This is a genomic window from Schumannella luteola (assembly GCF_013408685.1).
Taxonomy (GTDB): domain Bacteria; phylum Actinomycetota; class Actinomycetes; order Actinomycetales; family Microbacteriaceae; genus Schumannella; species Schumannella luteola.
This window is the reverse complement of record NZ_JACBZY010000001.1, coordinates 2,111,630-2,131,707: the sequence shown is the minus strand read 5'-3', so window position 1 is coordinate 2,131,707 and position 20,078 is coordinate 2,111,630. Positions and strand designations below refer to the sequence as shown.

General features: G+C 73.9%; 17 protein-coding genes. 11 read left to right on the top strand and 6 right to left on the bottom strand.

Going from position 1 to position 20,078, the window contains the following annotated elements; genetic code table 11:
• Positions 1-201: 201 nt before the first annotated feature.
• Both BJ979_RS09575 and BJ979_RS09570 read left to right on the top strand, forming a co-directional pair.
• The gene (locus tag BJ979_RS09575; RefSeq protein ID WP_179567364.1) at positions 202-1,323 is read left to right on the top strand and encodes a DUF4349 domain-containing protein; all 1,122 of its coding nucleotides are present in this window, start codon (positions 202-204) and stop codon (positions 1,321-1,323) included.
• A gap of 118 nt (positions 1,324-1,441) precedes the next feature.
• The gene (locus BJ979_RS09570; RefSeq protein ID WP_179567362.1) at positions 1,442-2,119 is read left to right on the top strand and encodes a TetR/AcrR family transcriptional regulator; all 678 of its coding nucleotides are present in this window, start codon (positions 1,442-1,444) and stop codon (positions 2,117-2,119) included.
• Positions 2,120-2,132: 13 nt separating this feature from the next.
• Here the strand turns inward: BJ979_RS09570 and BJ979_RS09565 are convergent, their stop codons facing one another.
• Positions 2,133-2,582: a pilus assembly protein CpaE gene (locus BJ979_RS09565; protein WP_179567360.1), complete on the bottom strand. Its 450-nt coding sequence runs from the start codon at positions 2,580-2,582 to the stop codon at positions 2,133-2,135.
• A 111-nt stretch (positions 2,583-2,693) separates the two neighbouring features.
• On the opposite strand from BJ979_RS09565, the gene BJ979_RS09560 reads away from it, so the two are divergent.
• The gene (locus BJ979_RS09560) at positions 2,694-3,560 is read left to right on the top strand and encodes an alanyl-tRNA editing protein (protein ID WP_179567358.1); all 867 of its coding nucleotides are present in this window, start codon (positions 2,694-2,696) and stop codon (positions 3,558-3,560) included.
• 25 nt (positions 3,561-3,585) lie between these two features.
• Here BJ979_RS09560 and BJ979_RS09555 read toward each other — a convergent pair whose 3' ends face one another.
• The 3 genes from BJ979_RS09555 to BJ979_RS09545 are packed head-to-tail and all read right to left on the bottom strand — an operon-like array spanning position 3,586 to position 6,921.
• Complete coding sequence (locus BJ979_RS09555) at positions 3,586-5,058, bottom strand: WD40 repeat domain-containing protein (RefSeq protein WP_179567356.1); 1,473 nt, start codon at positions 5,056-5,058, stop codon at positions 3,586-3,588.
• The gene (locus tag BJ979_RS09550; RefSeq protein WP_179567354.1) at positions 5,058-5,906 is read right to left on the bottom strand and encodes a TIGR03943 family putative permease subunit; all 849 of its coding nucleotides are present in this window, start codon (positions 5,904-5,906) and stop codon (positions 5,058-5,060) included. Before BJ979_RS09550 ends, BJ979_RS09555 begins: the two co-directional genes overlap by 1 nt.
• A complete protein-coding gene (locus tag BJ979_RS09545; protein ID WP_425502476.1) occupies positions 5,896-6,921 on the bottom strand; it encodes a permease in 1,026 nt (341 codons plus the stop codon). Before BJ979_RS09545 ends, BJ979_RS09550 begins: the two co-directional genes overlap by 11 nt.
• A gap of 106 nt (positions 6,922-7,027) precedes the next feature.
• On the opposite strand from BJ979_RS09545, the gene BJ979_RS09540 reads away from it, so the two are divergent.
• From BJ979_RS09540 to BJ979_RS09510, 7 genes are all read left to right on the top strand, one after another.
• Complete coding sequence (locus tag BJ979_RS09540) at positions 7,028-7,270, top strand: hypothetical protein (RefSeq protein WP_179567352.1); 243 nt, start codon at positions 7,028-7,030, stop codon at positions 7,268-7,270.
• Positions 7,271-7,404: 134 nt separating this feature from the next.
• The gene (locus BJ979_RS09535) at positions 7,405-10,599 is read left to right on the top strand and encodes an AAA family ATPase (RefSeq protein ID WP_179567350.1); all 3,195 of its coding nucleotides are present in this window, start codon (positions 7,405-7,407) and stop codon (positions 10,597-10,599) included.
• 199 nt (positions 10,600-10,798) lie between these two features.
• On the top strand, positions 10,799-11,317 hold the full coding sequence (locus BJ979_RS09530; protein ID WP_179567348.1) for an RNA polymerase sigma factor: 519 nt from the start codon (positions 10,799-10,801) through the stop codon (positions 11,315-11,317).
• Positions 11,314-12,012: a methylated-DNA--[protein]-cysteine S-methyltransferase gene (locus BJ979_RS09525; protein WP_179567346.1), complete on the top strand. Its 699-nt coding sequence runs from the start codon at positions 11,314-11,316 to the stop codon at positions 12,010-12,012. The genes BJ979_RS09530 and BJ979_RS09525 overlap by 4 nt, the downstream gene beginning before the upstream one ends.
• 135 nt (positions 12,013-12,147) lie before the next feature.
• Positions 12,148-12,801: a hypothetical protein gene (locus BJ979_RS09520; protein ID WP_179567344.1), complete on the top strand. Its 654-nt coding sequence runs from the start codon at positions 12,148-12,150 to the stop codon at positions 12,799-12,801.
• 282 nt (positions 12,802-13,083) lie between these two features.
• Positions 13,084-13,845 (top strand): IclR family transcriptional regulator, encoded by a 762-nt coding sequence (locus BJ979_RS09515; protein WP_179567342.1) that lies wholly within the window; start codon positions 13,084-13,086, stop codon positions 13,843-13,845.
• 199 nt (positions 13,846-14,044) lie between these two features.
• Positions 14,045-14,998, top strand: a complete 954-nt coding sequence (locus BJ979_RS09510; RefSeq protein ID WP_179567340.1) for an AraC-like ligand-binding domain-containing protein — start codon at positions 14,045-14,047, stop codon at positions 14,996-14,998.
• Between the two features lie 111 nt (positions 14,999-15,109).
• Here the strand turns inward: BJ979_RS09510 and BJ979_RS09505 are convergent, their stop codons facing one another.
• On the bottom strand, positions 15,110-16,633 hold the full coding sequence (locus BJ979_RS09505; RefSeq protein ID WP_179567338.1) for an APC family permease: 1,524 nt from the start codon (positions 16,631-16,633) through the stop codon (positions 15,110-15,112).
• Positions 16,634-16,862: 229 nt separating this feature from the next.
• On the opposite strand from BJ979_RS09505, the gene BJ979_RS09500 reads away from it, so the two are divergent.
• Complete coding sequence (locus BJ979_RS09500) at positions 16,863-18,614, top strand: thiamine pyrophosphate-binding protein (RefSeq protein WP_343046652.1); 1,752 nt, start codon at positions 16,863-16,865, stop codon at positions 18,612-18,614.
• 50 nt (positions 18,615-18,664) lie between these two features.
• Here the strand turns inward: BJ979_RS09500 and BJ979_RS09495 are convergent, their stop codons facing one another.
• Positions 18,665-20,050, bottom strand: a complete 1,386-nt coding sequence (locus tag BJ979_RS09495) for an MFS transporter (RefSeq protein ID WP_179567336.1) — start codon at positions 20,048-20,050, stop codon at positions 18,665-18,667.
• Positions 20,051-20,078 lie beyond the last annotated feature (28 nt).

Sequence of the window (20,078 nt, the reverse complement as noted above, 5' to 3'; positions counted from 1 at the left end):
GGCGCTCGGGGCCGGCGTCGAGATACCGCCCGCTGGCGGCGGGGCGCTCGCCATCCGCGGTCCGGTCGAGCGGTCGGAGCTCCCCGGCGGATGCGGCTGCGATAACGACGCGGACACGGCGCGATCACGACTCGGCCACGACGCATAACAAGCCGAAAACGTTGGCTGGCGGCGGGGCGGATCCGGCTCCATCATCACGACATGAGGCGTATTCCCCTTCTTCTCGGCACCGCGGCGCTCATCGTCGCCCTGGCCGGCTGCACCTCCGCATCCGGAGGCTCCCGCGCGGACCAGTCGGGCACCTCCGGCGGGCGCGGATCCGACTCCTCGACCCAGGATTCGGCCGTCGACGGCTCGGCTCAGAGCCGCGGTGACGCGGACTCCGCGACGTCCGATCCCGCCGCGCTGCCCGCCACCGTCGATCCGAGCCGATCGGTCGTGACGACCGGCAGCATCACCCTCACGGTCGACGACCCCGGGAAGTCCGCCGACGCGGCGGTCACGCTGACGACCGACGCCGGCGGACGCATCGACGGCCGCCAGGAGCAGGCCGCGAGCGGCGACTCCCCCGCCACGGCTCAGCTGACCCTGCGCATCCCCGCCGACGCGCTCGACGCCACGCTGCCGAAGCTCAAGAAGCTCGGCCACCTCGAGTCGGTGCAGCTGACGAGCGACGACGTGACCGCGACCGTGCGCGACACGGATGCGCGCATCACCGCGCTGCAGACCTCGGTCGACCGGCTGACCGCGCTGCTCGCGAAGTCGGGCACGACCGCCGACCTCGTCGCCCTCGAGAGCGCCCTGAGCCAGCGGCAGGCGGAGCTCGAGTCGCTGCAGGCGCAGAAGCGGGGGCTCGACGACCAGGTTGAGCTGTCGACGATCACGCTCGACCTGCTCTCCCCCGCAGCGGCCCCCACGCCGAAGCCGCAGAGCTTCCTCGACGGGCTCGCGGCCGGCTGGGGCGCGTTCCTCGCCTTCTGGGCGGGATTCCTCGTCGTGCTCGGCGCCCTGACCCCGTGGCTCATCGCCCTCGCGATCATCGGCGGGGTGGTGCTGCTGATCGTGCGGCGTCGACGCCGGTCGCGGCCGGTCGGCCGCCCCGGCACGGGCCGATTCGGCGGACCGGCCTTCGCGGGCGCCGGAGCCCACCCGGGCGCCCCGGCTCCGCTCGGGGACGACCGCGGCGCGGGCGGCGCGGGCGGGTATCCGGGCGGGACGGCCGCCGATCACGGCCCGGGCTCCGGACGGGACACCGCGTCGAGCGAGGGCTCGCACGAGCGTTCCGGCGATGGGTCCGACGCCGGCTCGGTGCCGCCGAGCTGACGCCGAGCTGACGACCGGGGCGCTGCTCGGCTGACCGCGCGCGCCGAGGTCGTGGATGTGCGCGCGCAGGCCCGGCGTCGGTGCGCTGCCGTGAGGCGGCGTCGGGCAGGATGGGCGCGTGCCGAAGAAGGTCGACCATGATGCGCGACGCGGCGAGATCGCCGACGCGTTCCTGCGGGTGACCGCGCGTGAGGGCTACGAGGCGGCGACGAGTCGCGCGGTCGCGCAGGAGCTCGGCGTCGCGATCGGGGCGCTCTGGCACTACTTCTCGGGCTTCGATGCGGTCATCGACGCGGCGATGGATGCCGTCGTCGCGCGCACGAACCAGCGCATCACCGCGACCGCCGAGGGACTGCGCGGCCTGGCGGCGGTCGACGCGATCGTGACCGAGATGCTGCCCTTGACCAAGGAGACGCGCGACGAGGCGCACGTCGTCGTCGGATTCTGGGGCCGGCTCTCGGCTCGGGGCGCCACCGCGCCCGACTGGTCGGGCGACGACGACTGGCTCGCGGCGTTGCGGCGCCATCTCGACGAGGCGAAGCAGCTCGGCGAGCTGCGGCCCGACGCCGACCCGGAGCAGCTGACGACGCTGCTCGAGGCCGTGTTCTGGGGCCGGCAGATCGTCGAGGTGATCTCGAGCGCACCGGTCGACGCCGCGCAGCATCGCGCCGCGGCCGCGACCGCGCTGCTGCCGTGGATCGTGACGGGTGCCGCGGACGGACTCGCCGCCGACCGCTCCGACCGCATCCACACCGCCCACGGCCAAACCCCCGCACCACGAGCGTCAACAACCTGACGACTCAGTGCATCTAGCCGGCGGCGCGGATGAGCGCGAGCAGCGCTCGACCGTAGGCCTCGGCCGCATCCTGTGCGACGAAGTCACGGCGGGCGCCCGCGAGCTCGATCGTGACGCGGTACTCGGTGGCCGCGACGCCATCCGCGACGCCGTCGGCGACGTTCATCGGCGCGACACGGCGCTCCAGCGCGAGGAAGGCGCCGCGCAGCAGCTCGCGCAGCTGGTCCTCGCGGGGCAGCCAGAGTGCATCCTCGAGGGCGACCGAGTCGAGCGCCCACTCGGTCGTGCCGTTGAAGCCGAGCACCGTGCCGGTGTCGTAGCGGTGCGGTTCGATCGTCATGTCGCTGACGGTGAAGACATCGCCCTCGAACTCGCCGCCCGCGATCTGGAAGGCGTCGCCCGAGATCGGATCCCAGCGCAGCCCGGCGTCGCGCAGCTCTCCGGCCAGCCGCGTCGAGATCATCGCCCCAGTATCGTCGCGCCCCGGCATCTGCCGCACCGCCGATCATCCGCCCGACTCGACCGATCCTCCCGGATCCCGACCATCGAGACCGGCGCGGGTAGCGTGAGCCGGGTGACCCTTCCCTCGCGCGACACCCTCGTCACCTATCCGGCCGGATCCATCGAGGAGACGGCGGCCGTGCTGCACACCCAGCCGCACGGCGATCGGCTCGCGGTGCTCGTCGACCGCACGCCCGTGCACCCGGTCGACGCGGGCTGGCCCGACCAGGGCCCCGACCGCGCGGCCTTCGTCGTCGGCGGCGAGGCGCTCGAGGTGCTCGACTGCGTGGTCGGCGCGAGCGACGGCGCCGAGCTGTTCGTCGGCTCCGACATCCCCGTGCGCAAGGGCACCGAGGGCTGGGCCTTCGTCGCGGTGCATCTGCTGGCGGCGGATGCGGCGGTCGCCGAGGGCGACACCGCCCTGATCGCGGTCGAGAGCGATCACCGGCAGGCGCTCAGCGTGGGCCACACCGCCTGCCACCTGGCCTCGCTCGCTCTGAACCGCGCGCTCGCCGGCGCCTGGCGCAAGGAGGTGCGCACGGATGCGCTCGGCTCGCCCGACTTCGACGGCACCGCGATCGAGACCTCGACGATCACCGAGGGCGGCTCGGTCGACGAGTACCGCGTCGGCAAGAGCGTGCGCAAGGCCGGCTTCGATCCGGAGTCGCTCGACGATCTGGCGGCGCTCGGGGACGAGGTCGACCGAATCCTCGCCGGCTGGACGACGAGCGGAGCGCACATCCGCATCGACCGCGACGGCGACGGGCTCACCGACCGCCGCTGGTGGGTGGCCGAGCTGCCCGACGGCGAGGCGCGCATCCCCTGCGGCGGCACGCACGTGCGCTCGGTCGCCGAACTCGGCGCCGTGACGGTGACGCTCACGCGGCGCGAACTCGAGGGCGCCGTCGGCGTGACGATGGTGTCGCGAGCAGGCGCCTGAGCGCCGCGCCAGGATCAGTGCGCGCTCAGCACCACGACGGGTCGAAACCGGGCAGGCCGCGCGCGACGGCGCCCGACGACACATCGACGATGTTCGTCGAGATCGCCGTGAACGCGGGCCTCTGCGGGTAGTCGTCGCTGCGCCCCTCGGGCGAGACGATCTCGACGGCGAGGTACTGCGCGTTCGGCGAGAGGCAGGCCTGCCGGATGCGCGAGCCGTCATCGGCGGGCCGGTACAGCACCTTGCCGCCGTCCGGCCCGGCGAGCACCACCCGGTAGTCGGTCGCGCCCCGCGTGAAGTCGGGCGAGGAGACGACCTCGACGTAGCGGCCGGCGCGGTCGAGCACCGTGACCTCGCCGCGGTAGTCCCCGGCGGGCTGGCCGTCGGCGGGCACCGCGAGCGGCGTGGTCTCGCCGGTCGTCAGGTCGATCGTCGAGCCCCCGTCGGGGTCGGCGACCACGAGGGTCGCCGTGTTCGGCAGGAAGCCGCGCAGCTCGCCGTGCGCGCCGAGCGGAACCGGCTTCGCGGTCGTCGTCGGGTCGATCAGCAGCAGCGACTGATCGGTGGCCTGCGCGACGAGCGAGGTCGTGCCCGGCACCCAGACGTAGTCGAGCACCGAGAGGGGCTCGCCGTCGAGCCCGACGACGGCGGTGCCGATGCCGGATGAGCTGGTCGGGTCGTAGAACTCGAGCACGTGGTCGAGCGCCGGCTCGACGCCGGGCGGCGTCGTCAGCGTGTAGCCGAGCAGCCCGCTCGGTCCGGAGCTCTTCAGCAGATCGACCGACGCGTGCTGCGCGGTCGTGATCGTGTCGCTCGATCCCTCGGGCAGGGTCACGAGCTGCAGCGTCGTGTCGCCCGACTCGTCGAGGGTGGTCACCGCCAGCTGCGAGGGCAGAACCGCATACTGCGCGATGCGCGGGGCCGAGAACGCGACCTTCGTCGCTCCCCCGTCGACCGAGCGCGACAGGATCTGATCGACATCCGGGTCGGGCGCGTCGCGCAGCAGGGTGGAGATGTTCGGCCAGGCGGTGCGGAGGCGCTGCTCGACCGTCGCCGCGGCTCCGCCGTTCCCGTCGGGCACCCGCAGGCTCACGCGGTATTCGGTGCCGTAGCGCAGTCGGTCGGGGAAGGTGAGCGTGACGGCGGCGCCGGAGCGCTGGATGCTGAAGCGCGCCGCCGGGCTGACGGTCACATCCTTCTTCGCCAGACGATCGACCGCACGGTCGAGGTGCAGCACGACGCGGGCGCCCTGCTGCTCGATGAGCGCGGCGCCGTCGTAGTCGGCGCGCACGATGCCGGGCGGGCGGATCGCATTGCCGAGCGCGAGGCCGGCGACGAGCACGAGCAGCGCGGCGAGGGCGATCGCGAGCGTGCCCCGCCAGCCGAGCGGACGCCGCTCGGGCCCGAGGTCGAGGTGGTACTCCTCGGCGTCGCGGGCGGCGGGCGCCGGGATGGCGCCGTCGGGCGGATGACCCGACGCGGGATGCTCGGCGCTCATCAGTAGACGTAGGGCTGGTCGGGCTCGGCGATGCCCGCGAACTCGCTCGGCACGATCACGACCGGCACGGCTCCGGACCCGCTCGGGTTCTGCTGGAATCTGCCGGTCAGCTTCACCCAGCTGTTCGCCTTGTGATCCTTCTTCCAGTCGGGCAGGTACACCGGCACGCCCACCGGCTGCGCGTCGACGGCGCAGCAGGTGACCATGAGACGGGCGACGTAGACCACATCCGCATCGCCGTTGTCGAGCAGGTAGCCGCTGATCTGCACGGTCTGACCGGCGACGGCGCTCTCGCCGCCGGAGCGCAGCAGCGATGCCCAGTCCTTGACCGTGAACTTCGACGTGTCGGTGCCGACGAGGTTCGCGGCCGGGGCCTGCAGCGCGTCGGCGGAGGTCGCGAGGGCGCGGTTCTGGGCCGTGGCCGAGGTCAGGGCGGCCGGCGGCAGGATCAGCAGCGCGACGAGGGCGCCCGCGATGATCAGCACGCGCCCGACGGTGAGCGAGCGCAGCAGGCGGGGGCGGGCGAGGAGGCCGGGGCCGATCTCGTCGTGGTCGTGATCGTGATCGTGGTCGGCGTGATCGTGATCGTGATCGTCGTCGGCGTGATCGTCGTCGGCGTGCTCGTGCGCCGCCGCGCGCGCATCCTTCGCGTCCTTGCGCAGCAGGAAGAACGATCCGACCAGCACGGCGACACCGCCGATCGCCGCCATGACGATCGCGAACACGGTGTAGCGCGGGTGGATGTAGAGCGCGAGCTTGCCGGTCGCGGCGAGCCACAGCGTGGCGACGATGGCGACGAGGGCGAGCAGCGGTCCGATCCAGCGGGCCACGAGACGGTCAGCGCGCAAGGTTCAACCCCAATCCGAGGGCGGCGACGGCGAGGGCGACGACGACCGTGACGATGACGAGCGTGCGGGCCGTGAAGGTCGTGCGCATGAGCGCGAGCATCTTGACGTCGATCATCGGGCCGAAGACGAGGAAGGCGACGATCGCGCCCGGCGAGAACGTCGAGCCGAGCGACAGCACGAAGAAGGCGTCGACGTTCGAGCACATCGCCACCACGAAGGCGAGCGTCATGAGCGCGAGCACGCTGAGCACCGGATCGCCGCCGAGCGCGACGAGCGCCTCGCGCGAGATCGCGACCTGGATGAGACCGGCGAGCGCCGAGCCGACGAACAGCGCCGGCAGCACCGCGCTCATCTCCGCGGTGACCATGCGGGCTCCGCGGCTGAAGCGGCGGGCGCGGTCGTCGACGTCGTGGGCGTGCGCCGCGCAGGCCGCGCGGAAGTCGGGCGTGAGCAGCGAGTCGGGGTCGGGGTGGCGGGTGAGCAGCCAGCCGACGAAGTTCGCGATGAGGAAGCCGCCGAGCACGCGCCAGACGACGATCCCGTCGCTCCAGCCGAAGGCCTGGATGGTCGTGATGATCGTGATCGGGTTGAGGATGGGCGCCGCGAGCAGGAATGTCATCGCCTCGGGCACGCTGAGTCCGCGCACGACGAGGCCGCGGGCGAGCGGCACGTTGCCGCATTCGCACACCGGCAGCAGCACGCCGAGCAGCGAGAGCACGCCGCGGCGCAGCAGGCCGTTGCGCGGCAGCACCGCGAAGAACCAGCGGTCGGGTACCCAGAGCTGCACGACGGTCGAGATGAGCACGCCGAGGATCACGAAGGGCAGCGACTCGATCACGACGCTGAGCGAGAGCGTGACGAAGTCCTGCGCGATGTCGGCCAGGCTGATGCCGCTGCCGGGCGTCGCGATGCGCACGCCGAGCATTACGACCAGGATGCCGGCGAGGATGCCGAGCGCACGCCACGGGGTGCGCCGACGCGAGGGCGCGATCGTCGGCTCGCGCGTCAGGACCACCCGTGAAGGGTACGTGCTCGACCTGACGGATCTGAGGTAGACAGGCCGCTGGAATAGGGCATCGTCCCGATGCCGGACCCCTGCCTCAGAGCGGATCGTGGTCGTCATGAGCATCGTGACCGAGTTCTCCTTCTCCCACCTCCGTGAGCACCACGAGCACGAGCTGGAGCTCGCGGCGGAGCGCGCCCGCATCGCCCGCGAGCGAGCCGTTCCGACTCGGCGCCACCGTGACCGCCGGCACCTCCTGTCCGGCGGCGTGGCGACGCTGCGCTCGCTGCTCGCGCCGACGCACCGGACGCCCGCCCCGCGGGCGGCGTCGGAGTGCAGCCGACACGTGGTGCACGGCTGAGCGCCGGGCATCGCGGCGCCCGGGGCGCCGGCGACGACCAGCGGGGCGGGGATGCGCGGCAGCGTGCATCTCCGCCCCGCACCGCTGTGCCGAGGGGCCCCGGCGATGTCGGCGGCGCGTGGCACCATGAGCAGGTGAATCGCGCCGCGCCCCGCATGATCGGCCGGGAGGCCGAGCTGGCGCGCCTGGATGCGCTGGTCGCCGAGTCGCGGGCGGGATCGACGCGCATCGCGCTCGTCGCGGGCGAGGCCGGCATCGGCAAGTCGCGGCTGATCGCCGAGACGCGGCACCGCTCGGCGGCGGCCGCCCGCGCCGTCGGCGCTCCTGCGCCGGTGATCGCGACCGGGCACTGCGTCGATCTGGCTGCCGAGTCGGCGCCCTACGCGCCCCTGCCCGAGCTGCTGCGCTGCCTCGCGCTCGAATTCGGCGCGGAGGCCGTGCTCGAGGCGGCGGGACCGGGGGCTCCCTTCATCCGCGCCTTCCTCGAGGGCGACCGGCTCGACGAGGAGGGGCGCGCGGCGACCGGGGCGGTGCGTGGCGTCAACGTTCTCGGCGACGTCATCATCCGGCTGTTCGCGACCCTCGCCGAGCATCGGCCGCTGCTGCTCGTGATCGAAGACGTGCACTGGGCCGACCCCGGCACCCTCGACCTGCTGCGGCTGATCGCACGGGTGCTCGACGACGTGCCGCTGCTGCTCGTGCTCAGCTTCCGCGACGACGAGCTCTGGTCGCGGGATGCGCTGCGCTCGCTCGTGGCCGAGTTCGAGCGCAGCCGCCGGGTCGAGCGCCTCACGATCGGCCGGCTGAGCCGCGCCGAGGTGCGCGAGCAGGCCGCCCAGGTGCTCGGTCGGGTGCCCACCCCGTCGGCGCTCGCCGAGCTGCACCGCCGCAGCGAGGGCATCCCCTTCTATGTGGAGGAGCTCGCGACGACCGAGGTCGCCGCCGCCGAGGTGCCCGATCCGCTGCGCGCCGTGCTGCTCGCGCGCTACGGCACGCTCGACGAGACCTCCCGCTCGCTCGTGCGGCTGCTCGCCGTCGGCGGCACGCGCGTCGATCACGCGCTGGCCGAGGCCGTGTCGCCGCTCGAGGGCGACGCCTTCGACGAGGCGATCCGCCGCGCCCGCGACGTCGGCGTGCTGCGTGTCGACGGCGCCACCTACGTCTTCCGCCACGCGCTCGTGCGCGACGCCGTGCTCGAGGAGGTGCTGCCGGGAGCGCTGCTGCGCGCGCACGCGGCCTACGCGGATGCGCTCGAGCGCCTCAAGGAGGTCGGCGGAGCGACGGCCGCGCGCGTGGTCAGCATCGCCGAGCACCGCATCGCCGCCGGCGACGACGAGCGCGCCTTCGCCGACGCGATCGAAGCCATGACCTGCAGTCGCGAGACGGGCGCCTACGCGACCGCCGCCCGCATCGGCGAGCGTGCCGTCGACCTCTGGCCGCGTGTCACCGACCCGGCCGCGACCGCCGGAGCCGACCTCGCGACGCTGCTCAGCTGGGTCGCCTCCGCCTGGCGCAGCTCGGGCGCGACCGCCCCGGCCCTCGACGCGATCGACCGCGCGCTCGCCGTGCCCGGCGACGATCCGTTGCTGCGCGCTCGGCTGCTGCGCATCCGCGGCACCGTGCTGACCCACGATCATCGTGCCGGCTCGCTCGAGGTCTACCGCGCGGCGCTGGCCGAGATCGAGCGCCTGCCCGCCGGCACGGATGCGCGGCTCGAGGCCTCGATCCGCGTCGAGCTCGCCGCCGAGACGATGATCACCGGCGACGCGCACGCGGCGATCGACCTGGCCGGGTCGGCGCTCGAGGTCGCGCCCGAGGACGCGACGCGGGTGCGCTCGATCGCGGCGACGATCCTCGGCGGCACCCGGGCGCTGCACGGCGAGTTCGCGCAGGCCGAGCGCGACTTCGAGCTCGCCCGGTCGATCGCGGCGACCGACCCCTCGGCACGCCTGCGCTACTACACGAACTGGTCGGATGCGCTCTATGTGCACGGCCGATTCGCCGAGGCGCTCGCCGTCGCCGAGGAGGGGCATCGGGTGGCCCGCGACCTCGGCGTCGAGCGCTCGACCGGGGCGATCCTCGCCGTCAACGCGGCCGAGCCGCTCTACGCGCTCGGCGAGTGGGACCGCGCCGATGCGCTCGCCTCGGCCGCGCTCGACCAGGATCCGCCGAGCCAGTTCGCGGCGTACCTGCGGCGCGAGCTGCTGCGCTCCGCCGTCAACCGCGGCGACCTGGTCGAGGCCGCGCGGCTGGCCGACGACATCCCGCCGACCGACAACTCGAATCTGCAGGAGCGGCTCGCACTCGCCGCCGACCTCGCCGAGCTGCACCTCGCGCTCGAGGCCCCGGAGGCGGCGCTGACCGCGCTCGCCCCGCTGTTCGCGACCGAGCGAGAGCGCATCGCCGGCTGGGCACTGCCCGCCGATCTGGCGGCGGCCCGGGCGATCTCGGCGCTGCGGCGTCGCGACGGCGGACTCATCGGCGCAAGCGACCCCGACTCCGCCCACGGCGCTGTGGAGCAGGAAGCCGCGCTGCACCGTCGCCTGCGCCTCGACGCCTACGGGGCGAACGCCGCGGTCTGGATCGCCGCCGCCGAGGCATGGCTGGGCGGCGACTCGGGAGCCGGCGACGACCTCGCCCTCTGGACGACGGCCCTCGCGGCGACCGCGGACCCGGACTGCGGCGCGCCGATCGCGGTCGTGCTGCGCATCCGACTCGGAGCGGCCGAAGCGCGACTGCGCACCGGCTCCGCCGACGAGCGCGACCGTGCGGTGGCCGCGCTGCTCGGGCTGCTCGCCGAGGCGCGGGCACTCGACGCGGGGGCGATCGGCGGTGCGGCCGTCGAACTGCTGCGGGCCGCGGGCGTGACGGTCGAGGCGTTCCCGCGTCGTGCCGCGCCGGGCGACGAAGGCGACGGCGACGGCGACGGCGACCGACGGGAGCAGGCGTCGGCGACGAGCCGCGCGCGCGGTGCGCGATCCGCGGGCGCGACGACGGCGTCGGCCACCGCCCGCGGCGCCGAGGCGGAGCACGGAACGCCGCCCCGCTCGACGGGTCACGTCGGCACGGCCGGCACCGGCATCGGCACCGGCGAGCACCTGACCGAGCGCGAGACCGAGGTGCTCGGCCTCGTCGCCGAGGGGCTGAGCAACGGCCAGATCGCCGAGCGGCTCTTCATCAGCCGCAAGACCGTGAGCGTGCACGTCTCGGCGATCCTGCGCAAGCTCGGCGCCGCCAACCGCACCGAGGCGGCGCGGCACGTCGGCGCGGCCGACGACGTCGGCCGGATCGCCTCGCGCGTCCGGCCGCTCGATCCGGCCCGGCGCTGATCGGGCGTCGCCGGTGACCGCGGAGGGCGGGCGGGATGACGCTCCGCGATCGTCGGCTCCGAGCGACGCCGAGCTCGGCACGACGGCGGCGACGGCTCGCGACCCGTCCATCGCCGGCCGGTCTCTCGCGCCGGCGCGAGAGGAATCCGCGTCGACGACCTCACATCCGCGTCGCCGCCGACGACTACCGGGTGTGGGAATGACGACAGAGCCCTTCGAGGCGATCGTGCAGCGGCACGGAGCGACCGTGCTGCGGCTGTGCCGCGCCCTCGTCGGCGCGGACGACGCCGACGACGCGTGGAGCGAGACCTTCCTCTCGGCGCTGCGCGGCTACGACGACCTGCCCGCCGACGCGAACGTCGAGGCGTGGCTCGTGACGATCTCGCACCGCCGCTCGGTCGACCTGATCCGGGCCCGCGCCCGGCGGGCCGTGCCGGCGGAGGAGATCGCCGAGCGTCCGGCGCCGCCGCAGCGCGGCCCGCTCGGCGACCTCGATCTGCTGCGCGCCGTCGCGGCGCTGCCCGACCGTCAGCGCCAGGCGGTGGCCTATCACCACCTGGTCGGACTCCCCCACGAGGAGGTCGCGCGCGCGATCGGCGGAACGTCCGCCGCCGCGCGCAAGGCGGCCTCCGACGGAGTGAAGGCTCTGCGCGAGCGCCTCGGCGGCGCCGCGGACGAGTCGACTCCGCTCACGGGAACGAACGGAGAGACACGATGACCGAGAACGACACGAACCGGGACCAGACGGCCGGCACGACCGAGACCGGCACCGAGCCCGACAGCGGCACGGACGCGGCGGTGACGACGGCACTGCGCTCGCCCGCATCCGCCTCCCCCGGCGACGCGGAACGCCTCGCCGCGCTGCACGCCCGGCTCGAGCGCGCCGCCGCCGACGAGGGGCTCGACGAGATCGCCTACCGCGAGATCGACTCGCCCTACGGCTCGCTGCTGCTCGCGGCGACCGCCGCGGGGCTCGTGCGGGTCGCGTTCGCCCTCGAAGACCACGACCGGGTGCTGGCGACGCTGGCCGAGAAGATCGGACCGCGCATCCTGCGCAGCCCCGCCCGCACGGATGCCGTGGCGCGCCAGCTCGACGAGTACTTCGCCGGTCGCCGGCAGCGCTTCGAGCTGCCGCTCGATCTGCGGCTGACGGCGGGATTCCGGCGCTCGGTCGTCGAGCACCTGCCGCACATCCCCTTCGGCCGCACCGAGAGCTACGCCGAGGTCGCGACGGCGACCGGCAGCCCGAAGGCGGTGCGCGCGGTGGGAACCGCCTGCGCGACGAACCCGCTGCCGATCGTGGTGCCCTGCCATCGCGTGGTGCGCACCGACGGCACGATCGGCCAGTACCTCGGCGGAACCGACGCGAAGCTCGCCCTGCTCGAGTTCGAGGGCGCCCGGCCGCGCGCCTGAGGCCGTCGCGCGCCTGAACCCGCCGGGTCGCGACCCGCGAAGACGGGTGGATGCGGCGGGCCGACGAGCGCATCCGCGTCGGTCGCGGCGACTAGCCTGGTCTCCTGCATGGCCGCAGGGTCGAGAGGAGTGACGATGGCCTGGTTCCGCCGCCGCCGTCGCGCCGACCTCGGCACCTTCGAGCCGCCGGCTCCGCTGCCGCCGACGCCGATCGACCAGGTGCTCGCCGACGGCCTGCTGCTCGCGCGCTCGGCCGTGCGCATGGCCGTCAAGAACCTGCTGATCGTCGCCGCGCTGCGCGACCGTCGCGACTACGACCTCGACGTGCTGCGGCTCGGCGCCCGCGAGGAGTACCTGCTGCTCGCCCGCCACAACGTCGACCAGGCGAAGCGCATCGAAGCCGATCGCGCGCCGCGGAGAGCACCGGGAGCCGAGGCGCCGGCGCGGCGCCGCTTCCCCGGCGGCAAGCTCGTCGAGGAGGACGAGCTGCACCGTCGCGGCCCGCAGCAGCTGCGTCTGCTGGCGAACGCGCTCGCGATCGTCGCCGATGACGCCGAGGCGATCGACGCGGTGATCGAGGAGGCGCGCTCCGAGGCCTGGACGGAGGTGTCGCAGGCGCTCGATCGGCGACTCGCCGAGGTGCCGACCTCGTCGGACGCCGAGTACTTGCGCGACCGCGAGGCCCGCATCCGCGCCCTCGTCGAGGTCGACCTCAGCGAGCTCGACATCCAGGCGGCCGAGGCGCGCGTGATGGCCGAGTGGAGCGAAGACCCCGAGGCGACCGCCTGATCGCGGGCCGTCGGGCCTCCGCGCGTCCCGAGGCGCGGCGCGTCGCCGATGCCCTGCCGGTGGCCGCGGCCCCGCCGTCGCCCGGTAACCTGAACCCGACGCCGCGCACCCGGTCGCGGCCCCGCGCTTCCCGGAGGTCTCCCGCATGGTCCACGTCCTGATCATCATCATCGGCGTCGCCACGCTCCTCACCGCCATCGGCGGCATCCGCGCGATGATCGCCCTCGCCCGCAACGGCTACTGAGCCGCGACCCTGCCGACCGACGACACGAGGACGACGGGATGAGCTCCGCGTCGTCCTCCGCCGAGCCGGCCGCGACACCGCCCGGCGGCTCCGCTGACGGCGCGGCGAGCGCCGCAGCCGGCGTGGGATCGCAGACGCTGTCGCGCGGCATCCGCGCCCTCGAGGTGCTGGCCGACGAGCCCGGCCTGACGATCGCCGAGCTGGCCGCCCGGCTCGGCGTGCACCGCTCGATCGCCTATCGCATCCTGCGCACCCTCGAAGAGCACGGGCTGGTCGTGCGGGATGCGGCGGGTCGCGTCGCCCTCGGCGCCCGCCTCGCGGCGCTCGCCCGCGGCGTCGAGCACGACCTGCAGGCCGCCGCACTCCCCGAGCTGACGACGCTCGCTCGCGAGCTCGGCATGACCGCCTTCCTCGTGGTGCTCGACCACCGCGAGTGCGTGACGCTCGTCAGCGTCGAACCGCCGCACTCGGTCGCGGCCGTCGCGCAGCGCCCGGGAACCCGCCATTCGCTGACCGCGGGCGCACCCGGCCTCGCGATCGGGTCGCGGCTCGGCGCCGCGCAGCTCGCGGCCGCGGGCGTCGTGCTGCCCGACCGCCCGGAGCTCGCCGCGGCGCGCGAGCGGGGCTTCGCCACCAGCTCGGGCGAGGTCATCGCCGGGCTCAGCTCGGTCGCCGCGCCCCTGCTCGTGCCCGGCTCCGCGCCGGCCGCCGTCGCCGTGGTCTACGTCGGCGAGCAGGATGTCGTGGCGCTCGGCGAGCGCCTGCGTCGCGCCGCCGACGCGGTCGCCGCCGAGCTCTAGCCCTCGGCCTCGGGGCGCCGGAGCGAGCCGACCCCGCTTGGCCTCGAGCGCACCTGCCTTGTCGCTGCGCGCACGCCCGCGCCGCCGACTCCGTCACCCGGATCGGGGGCCGCGGCCGACGCGCGGCACGGCGTTATCATCCTCTGAACGGAGCGCGACGCCGCGGTCGCCCTCCTCTTCGCGGACGGAGACGACAGCGATGAACCCGACATCCCCGGTGGCGCCCACGGCGCCGCGCGAGCTCGACTACGAATCCTTCCGCTCGACGGCGGTCGACCAGTTCGTGCCGCTGCAGGTCACCTCCGATCGCCCCGGCGCCTTCCACGGCCGGATGCTCGGCTCGGTGCTCGACGACGTGCACGTCGTCGACATCGGCGCGACCGCGCACACCGTCGAGCGCACCCCCGACCTGATCGCCCGCGGCGGAGCCGACCGCTACAAGGTGACGATGCAGCTCGCGGGCCGCGGTCTGCTCGTGCAGGACGGACGCGAGGCGGTGCTCGAGCCGGGCGACCTCGCCATCTACGACACCGGCCGGCCCTACTCGCTGATCTTCGACGAGGCCACGCGCATCCTCGTCTTCATGTTCCCGCGCCGGCTGGTCGACCTGCCCGTCGACAGCGTGGGCGAGCTGACCTCGGTGCGCTTCCCCGGAGACCGCGGCGTCGGCGCGATCGTCGGGCCGCTGCTGCGGCGCACCGCCGACCCGACGCAGCAGCGCAGCCGCGCGACGGCGAGTCGGCTCACCTACGGGGCCCTCGACTTCGTCACGACCCTGCTCAGCGACGAGCTCGACCAGCGCAGCGACCCGCGCGACCCGCACGCGGCCCTCGTGCGCCGCATCCGCGCCTACATCGACGACCACCTCGGCGACGCGGATCTCGACCCCGGACAGATCGCCTCGGCGCACTTCATCTCGACGCGGCACCTGCACGGCCTCTTCCAGGGCCAGGGCACGACGGTCGCGGCGTGGATCCGCAGCCAGCGGCTCGAACGCTGCCGCCGCGATCTGCTCGACCCCGTGTTCGCGGATCGCCCGGTCGGCGCCGTCGCGGCGCGCTGGGGTCTGCACGATGCAGCGCACTTCTCGCGCATCTTCAAGGCGACCTTCGGCGTCGCGCCGAGCGAGCACCGCCAGAGCGCGCGCCGCTGACGCGGACGAACGCCGCACGACACGCGGAGGCGGTCGCCGGGATGCGCTCCCGACGACCGCCTCCGATCGTGTCACGTGTGAACGTCGCGGCCTCGCGCGACGCGCGCGCCCTCAGCTGAGCAGGTTGGCCGCCGTCGCGTCGGGCACCGGCGCCGACTCCGACGCCACGCCGCGGCCGATCCGCGCGTACAGCGCCGGGTTCACGCGGCGGATGATGAGCCCGGCGATCACGCCGGCGATGCCCGGCACGAGGATGAGCGCCGGCAGCAGGAACGTCGTCGCGTCGGGCTCGCTCTGGCCGAGCAGCACCGTGAAGTTCGCGAGGATCAGCACGAACACGGCGCCGAGCAGCAGCACCGCGGCCACCGGCGCGACGAGCCGAGTGAGCACGCCGACGCCCCGCGCATCCCGCCGGAAGTAGCCGACGACCGCCGCCGACACGAGCGTCATGAGCAGCACGAGCCCCATGGCCCCGGCGTTCGGGAACCAGGAGAAGAGCGTGAGCACCGGGAAGGCCTCGCCGTAGGCCGAGCCGATGCCGGCGACCGCGAAGATCATGATCACGACGACCGCGGTGACCGTCTGCGTCAGCGAGCCCGCCCACGGAGCACCCGAGCGGCGGGTCTGCGCGAGGCCGGCGGGCAGCACGCCCTCGCGGGCCAGCGCGAAGGTGTAGCGCGCGACCGCGTTGTGGAAGCTGACGAGCGCGGCGAACACGCTCGTGATGAACAGCACGCTCATGATGTCGACCCAGATCGTGCCGAGGTGCTGGGCCACGTAGCCGAAGAACAGCGGCGGCCCGGCCTCGTCGGCCGCGATGCCGTTCGGGTCGACGATCTTCGGCACCCCGATCGCGAGTGCGAGCGCCCACGACGAGAGGGCGTAGAAGCCGCCGATCACGATCAGGGCGATGAAGGTGGCGCGCGGGATGGTGCGCTTCGGGTCCTTCGACTCCTCGCTGTAGAGAGCGGCCGACTCGAAGCCCATGAACGCCGCGATGCCGAAGGAGAACGCGGCGCCGACGGCGGGCACGAAGAGCTCGGTCGGGCTGAGCGGCGCGGCCGTGACGGCGCCGCCGGTCGGCTGCGCGAACGACACGACGTCGAAGACGATGACCACGACGAACTCGAGCGCGACCAGCACGCCGAGCACCTTCGCCGAGAAGTCGACCCGGTTGACGCCCATGATGCCGATCAGCACGATGCCGACCAGCACGCTCGCCCACCAGGGCACATGCGCGCCGGTCTTCTCCGCGATGAACGACGAGACCTGGAAGCCGAAGATGCCGTAGATGCCGATCTGCATGGCGTTGTACGAGACGAGCGCCACGAACGAGGACCCGAGGCCGACCGGGCGGCCGAGCCCCTGGGCGATGTAGCTGTAGAAGGCGCCCGCGTTCGTGATGAAGCGCGACATGGCGGCGTAGCCGATCGCGAAGACGCCGAGCGCGACCGCGAGCACGATGTAGCCGAGCGGCACGCCCGCGACGTGCGTGACGCTGTAGGTCGTGGTGGCGCCGCCGGCGATGACGGTGAGCGGCGCGGAGGCCGCGACGATGAGGAAGGTGACGGCGGGGACGCCGAGGCGCCGCTTGCCGGGCGAGGTCGGGCCGCCCTGCTCCGTTGCGGTGGTCATATCGGACACTCTCCCGCGCGGCGTCCGCCGGCGATGTGGGCACAGTGAACGGGAGTTGTCGTTCGCGGCACATCGAGCGCCCGCTCAACGACGCCCCGGGCGTAGCATGGGCGCGTCAGGCACCCCCTCGCGGCGGTGCCGGCGCTCGGAAAATGGGCGATGAGCCGACCCGCGGGTCGCGCGAGACACAGAAGGCCATTTCAGCGTTCTCGTCTCCCGGAGGTCCTCCGTGTCATCGTCATCCCTGTCCGCCTCCCCGCGTGCCGTCGTCGCCGAACCCGGCGACTCCCCCGCCGTGACCGTCTCGGGTCTCGTCGCCGCCGAGCTGGCACGCCACGCGAGCGACGTCTTCGGCGTCATGGGCAACGGCAACGCCCACTTCCTCGATGCGGTCGAGCGCGGCGGCCTGCTGCGCTTCACGGCCGTGCGGCACGAAGCGGGAGGCGTCGCCGCGGCGGATGCCTTCCACCGCGCCAGCGGACGCCTCGCGATCGCGACGACGACCTACGGCGCCGGCTTCAGCAACGCGGTCACACCGCTGGCCGAGGCCCGTCGCGCCCGGGTGCCGCTCGTGCTCGTCACCGGCGACCAGCCGACCGGCGGCGCCCGCCCGTGGGACATCGACCAGATCGGCGTGGCCACGGCCATCGACGTGCCGACCGTCGTGGTCGGTCTCGGCAATGCGACCCGCCGTGCCGCCGAGGCGGTCGCGCTGGCCGTGCACGGGCGCACGCCGGTCGTGCTCGCGATCCCCTACGACCTCGCGGGGCGAGCCGCCGCGGCGGAGCCCGCCGGCGGCGGCACCGCAACGGATGACGACACGGCCGTCGGTCTCGAGTTCCAGCCCGACGCCCCCGCGCAGCAGCTCGACGCCGACGCGATCCAGCATCTCGCCGACGAGCTGCTCGCCGCCCGCCGCCCGCTCCTCCTCGCCGGACTCGGCGCGGTGGATGCGCAGGCCGGCCCCGTGATCGCCGACCTCGCCGCGAGCGTCGGCGCGCTCACCGCGACCACCGCACCCGCGCGCGGCCTGCTCGACGGCGTCGCCGCAGACCTCGGCGTGGCGGGCGGCTTCGCCTCCGAGCGCAGCGCCGCCGCGATCGCCGCGGCCGACCTCGTCGTCGTGATCGGCGCCGGACTCAACCAGTTCACGATGCGATTCGGCACCGCCTTCGGCGAGGGCGCGACCGTGGTGCAGCTCGACGTCGAGCCGGTGGCGACGCATCCGCGGGTCGACCGGCTGATCGTCGGTGACGCGCGGGCGGTCAGCGCCGCCGTGGCCGAGGCGGTGCGCGAGCGCCGCACCGCCGGCGCGACGCCGGCCGCGAGCTGGCCCGCCGGAACCGCCGACGGCGCCTGGGCCGCCCGCCCCGACGGCGACCCCCTCGCGGCCGACGGCCGCCTCGACCCGCGTAGCCTCTTCCGCCGGCTGGATGCGCTGCTGCCCGCCGACCGCCTGATCGCCCAGGACGGCGGCCACTTCATCGGCTGGGCGCCGTCGTATCTGCGTGTGCCCTCGGCCCGGCGGCTTACTCTCGTCGGCACGGCGTACCAGTCGATCGGCCTCGGATTCCCGAGCGCGATCGGCGCCGCCGCGGCCGCACCCGACGCATTCACGGTGCTCGTGACGGGCGACGGCGGCGGGCTCATGGCGCTCGCCGACCTGCAGAGCGCCGTCGCGAGCATCCGCCGCGGGGCGATCGTGGTCGTGCACGACGAGGTCTACGGCGCCGAGGTGCATCAGTACGGCGCCGCGAGCCTCGGCCTCGCCGAGGAGCCGATGCGCATCGGCGAGGTCGACTTCGCCGGGCTCGGGCGCGCGGTCGGCGCGACCGCATCCACGATCCGCACCCTCGACGACCTCGTCGAGTTCGAGGGCTGGCTCGCGCGGGGTGTCGACGGCGTGCATCTGCTCGACTGCCGCGTCTCGCCGACGGTCGTGCACCCGTATATGCGCGAGCAGCTCGCGCTCACCCGCTGACGCCGAAGGCGCCGATCCACCACCGGATCGGGGCCTTCGATCTCACGCGCTCAGGCGCGCGAGCTCCAGATGAACGGGTTCTTCGCCTGCTCGGCCTCGTTGTCGGGGCCGAGGTCGATGCCGCGACGATCGCGGATGAGCAGGGTCGCCACGAGCGCGATGACCGTCAGCCCCGCCAGGTAGACGCCCACCGAGTAGACGGTGCCCGTCGCGCCGACGAGAGCCGTCGCGATCGTCGGGGCGAAGGCGCCGCCGAGGATCGCGCCGATCGCGTAGCTGATCGAGACCCCCGAGAAGCGGATCGAGGCCGGGAACATCTCGGAGAAGAACGCGGCCTGCGGACCGTAGGTGAGCCCGTTGCCGATCGTGAACAGCGCGAGACCGACGGCGAGCAGCGCGATGTCGCCCGTCATGACGAGCGCGAACATGGGGAACACGGTCGCGAGCTGCAGGATCCAGCCGATGATGTAAGTGGTGCGCCGGCCGATCCGATCGCTGATGCTGCCGCCGAACCAGGTGAAGACGAGCCAGGCGACGGCCGAGATCGCGACGGCGATCTGCACGGGCGGCAGGGCGAGGCGGATCGGCCCTTCGGGGTTCGTGGCGAGGTTCTGGATGTAGCCGCCCGTGGTCATGTACCCGGCCGCGTTGTTGCCGGCGAAGGTCAGCGCGGCGAGCAGCACGAGCGGAGTGTGGTGGCGCAGCAGCTGCAGGATCGGCACCCGGGTGCGCGCGCCGCGCTCGGCGATCTGCTTGAACACGGGGCTCTCATCCACGCCGCGGCGCACGAGGTAGCCGACGATGATCAGCACGAAGCTCACCAGGAAGGGGATGCGCCAGCCCCACTCGGTCCACGCGTCGCCGGGGGCGATGACGCCGCTGACGAGCGCGATCATGCCCGAGGCGATCAGCAGGCCGAGCGGCACGCCGATCTGCGGGAACGCGCCGAAACGGCCGCGACGCCCGGCGGGCGCGTTCTCGACGGCCATGAGCACGGCGCCGCCCCACTCGCCGCCGGCCGAGAGACCCTGCAGGATGCGCAGCAGCACGAGCAGGATCGGCGCGACGATGCCGGCGGTCGCGTAGGTCGGCAGCAGGCCGATCAGCGTCGTCGCCGCGCCCATGCCGAACAGCGTGAGCACGAGGATGCGCTTGCGGCCGACGCGGTCGCCGAAGTGGCCGGCGAGGAAGGCGCCGAGCGGGCGGAACAGGAAGCTCACGCCGACGGTGCCGAAGGAGATGAGGGTGCCGAGCTGGGGGCCGGCCGGCGCGAAGAACAGGGTGTTGAACACGAGCCCCGCGACGTTCGCGTAGATGAAGAAGTCGTACCACTCGACGGTGGTGCCGATCACGGTCGCGACGGCGACCCTGCGCCGTTCGCGGGCGGATCGTCCGTCGCCGCCGGGGGCGGTGGTCGGGGGTGACGTCGCTGTCATGGTCGACTCCTTCGTCGCATCGTGCACG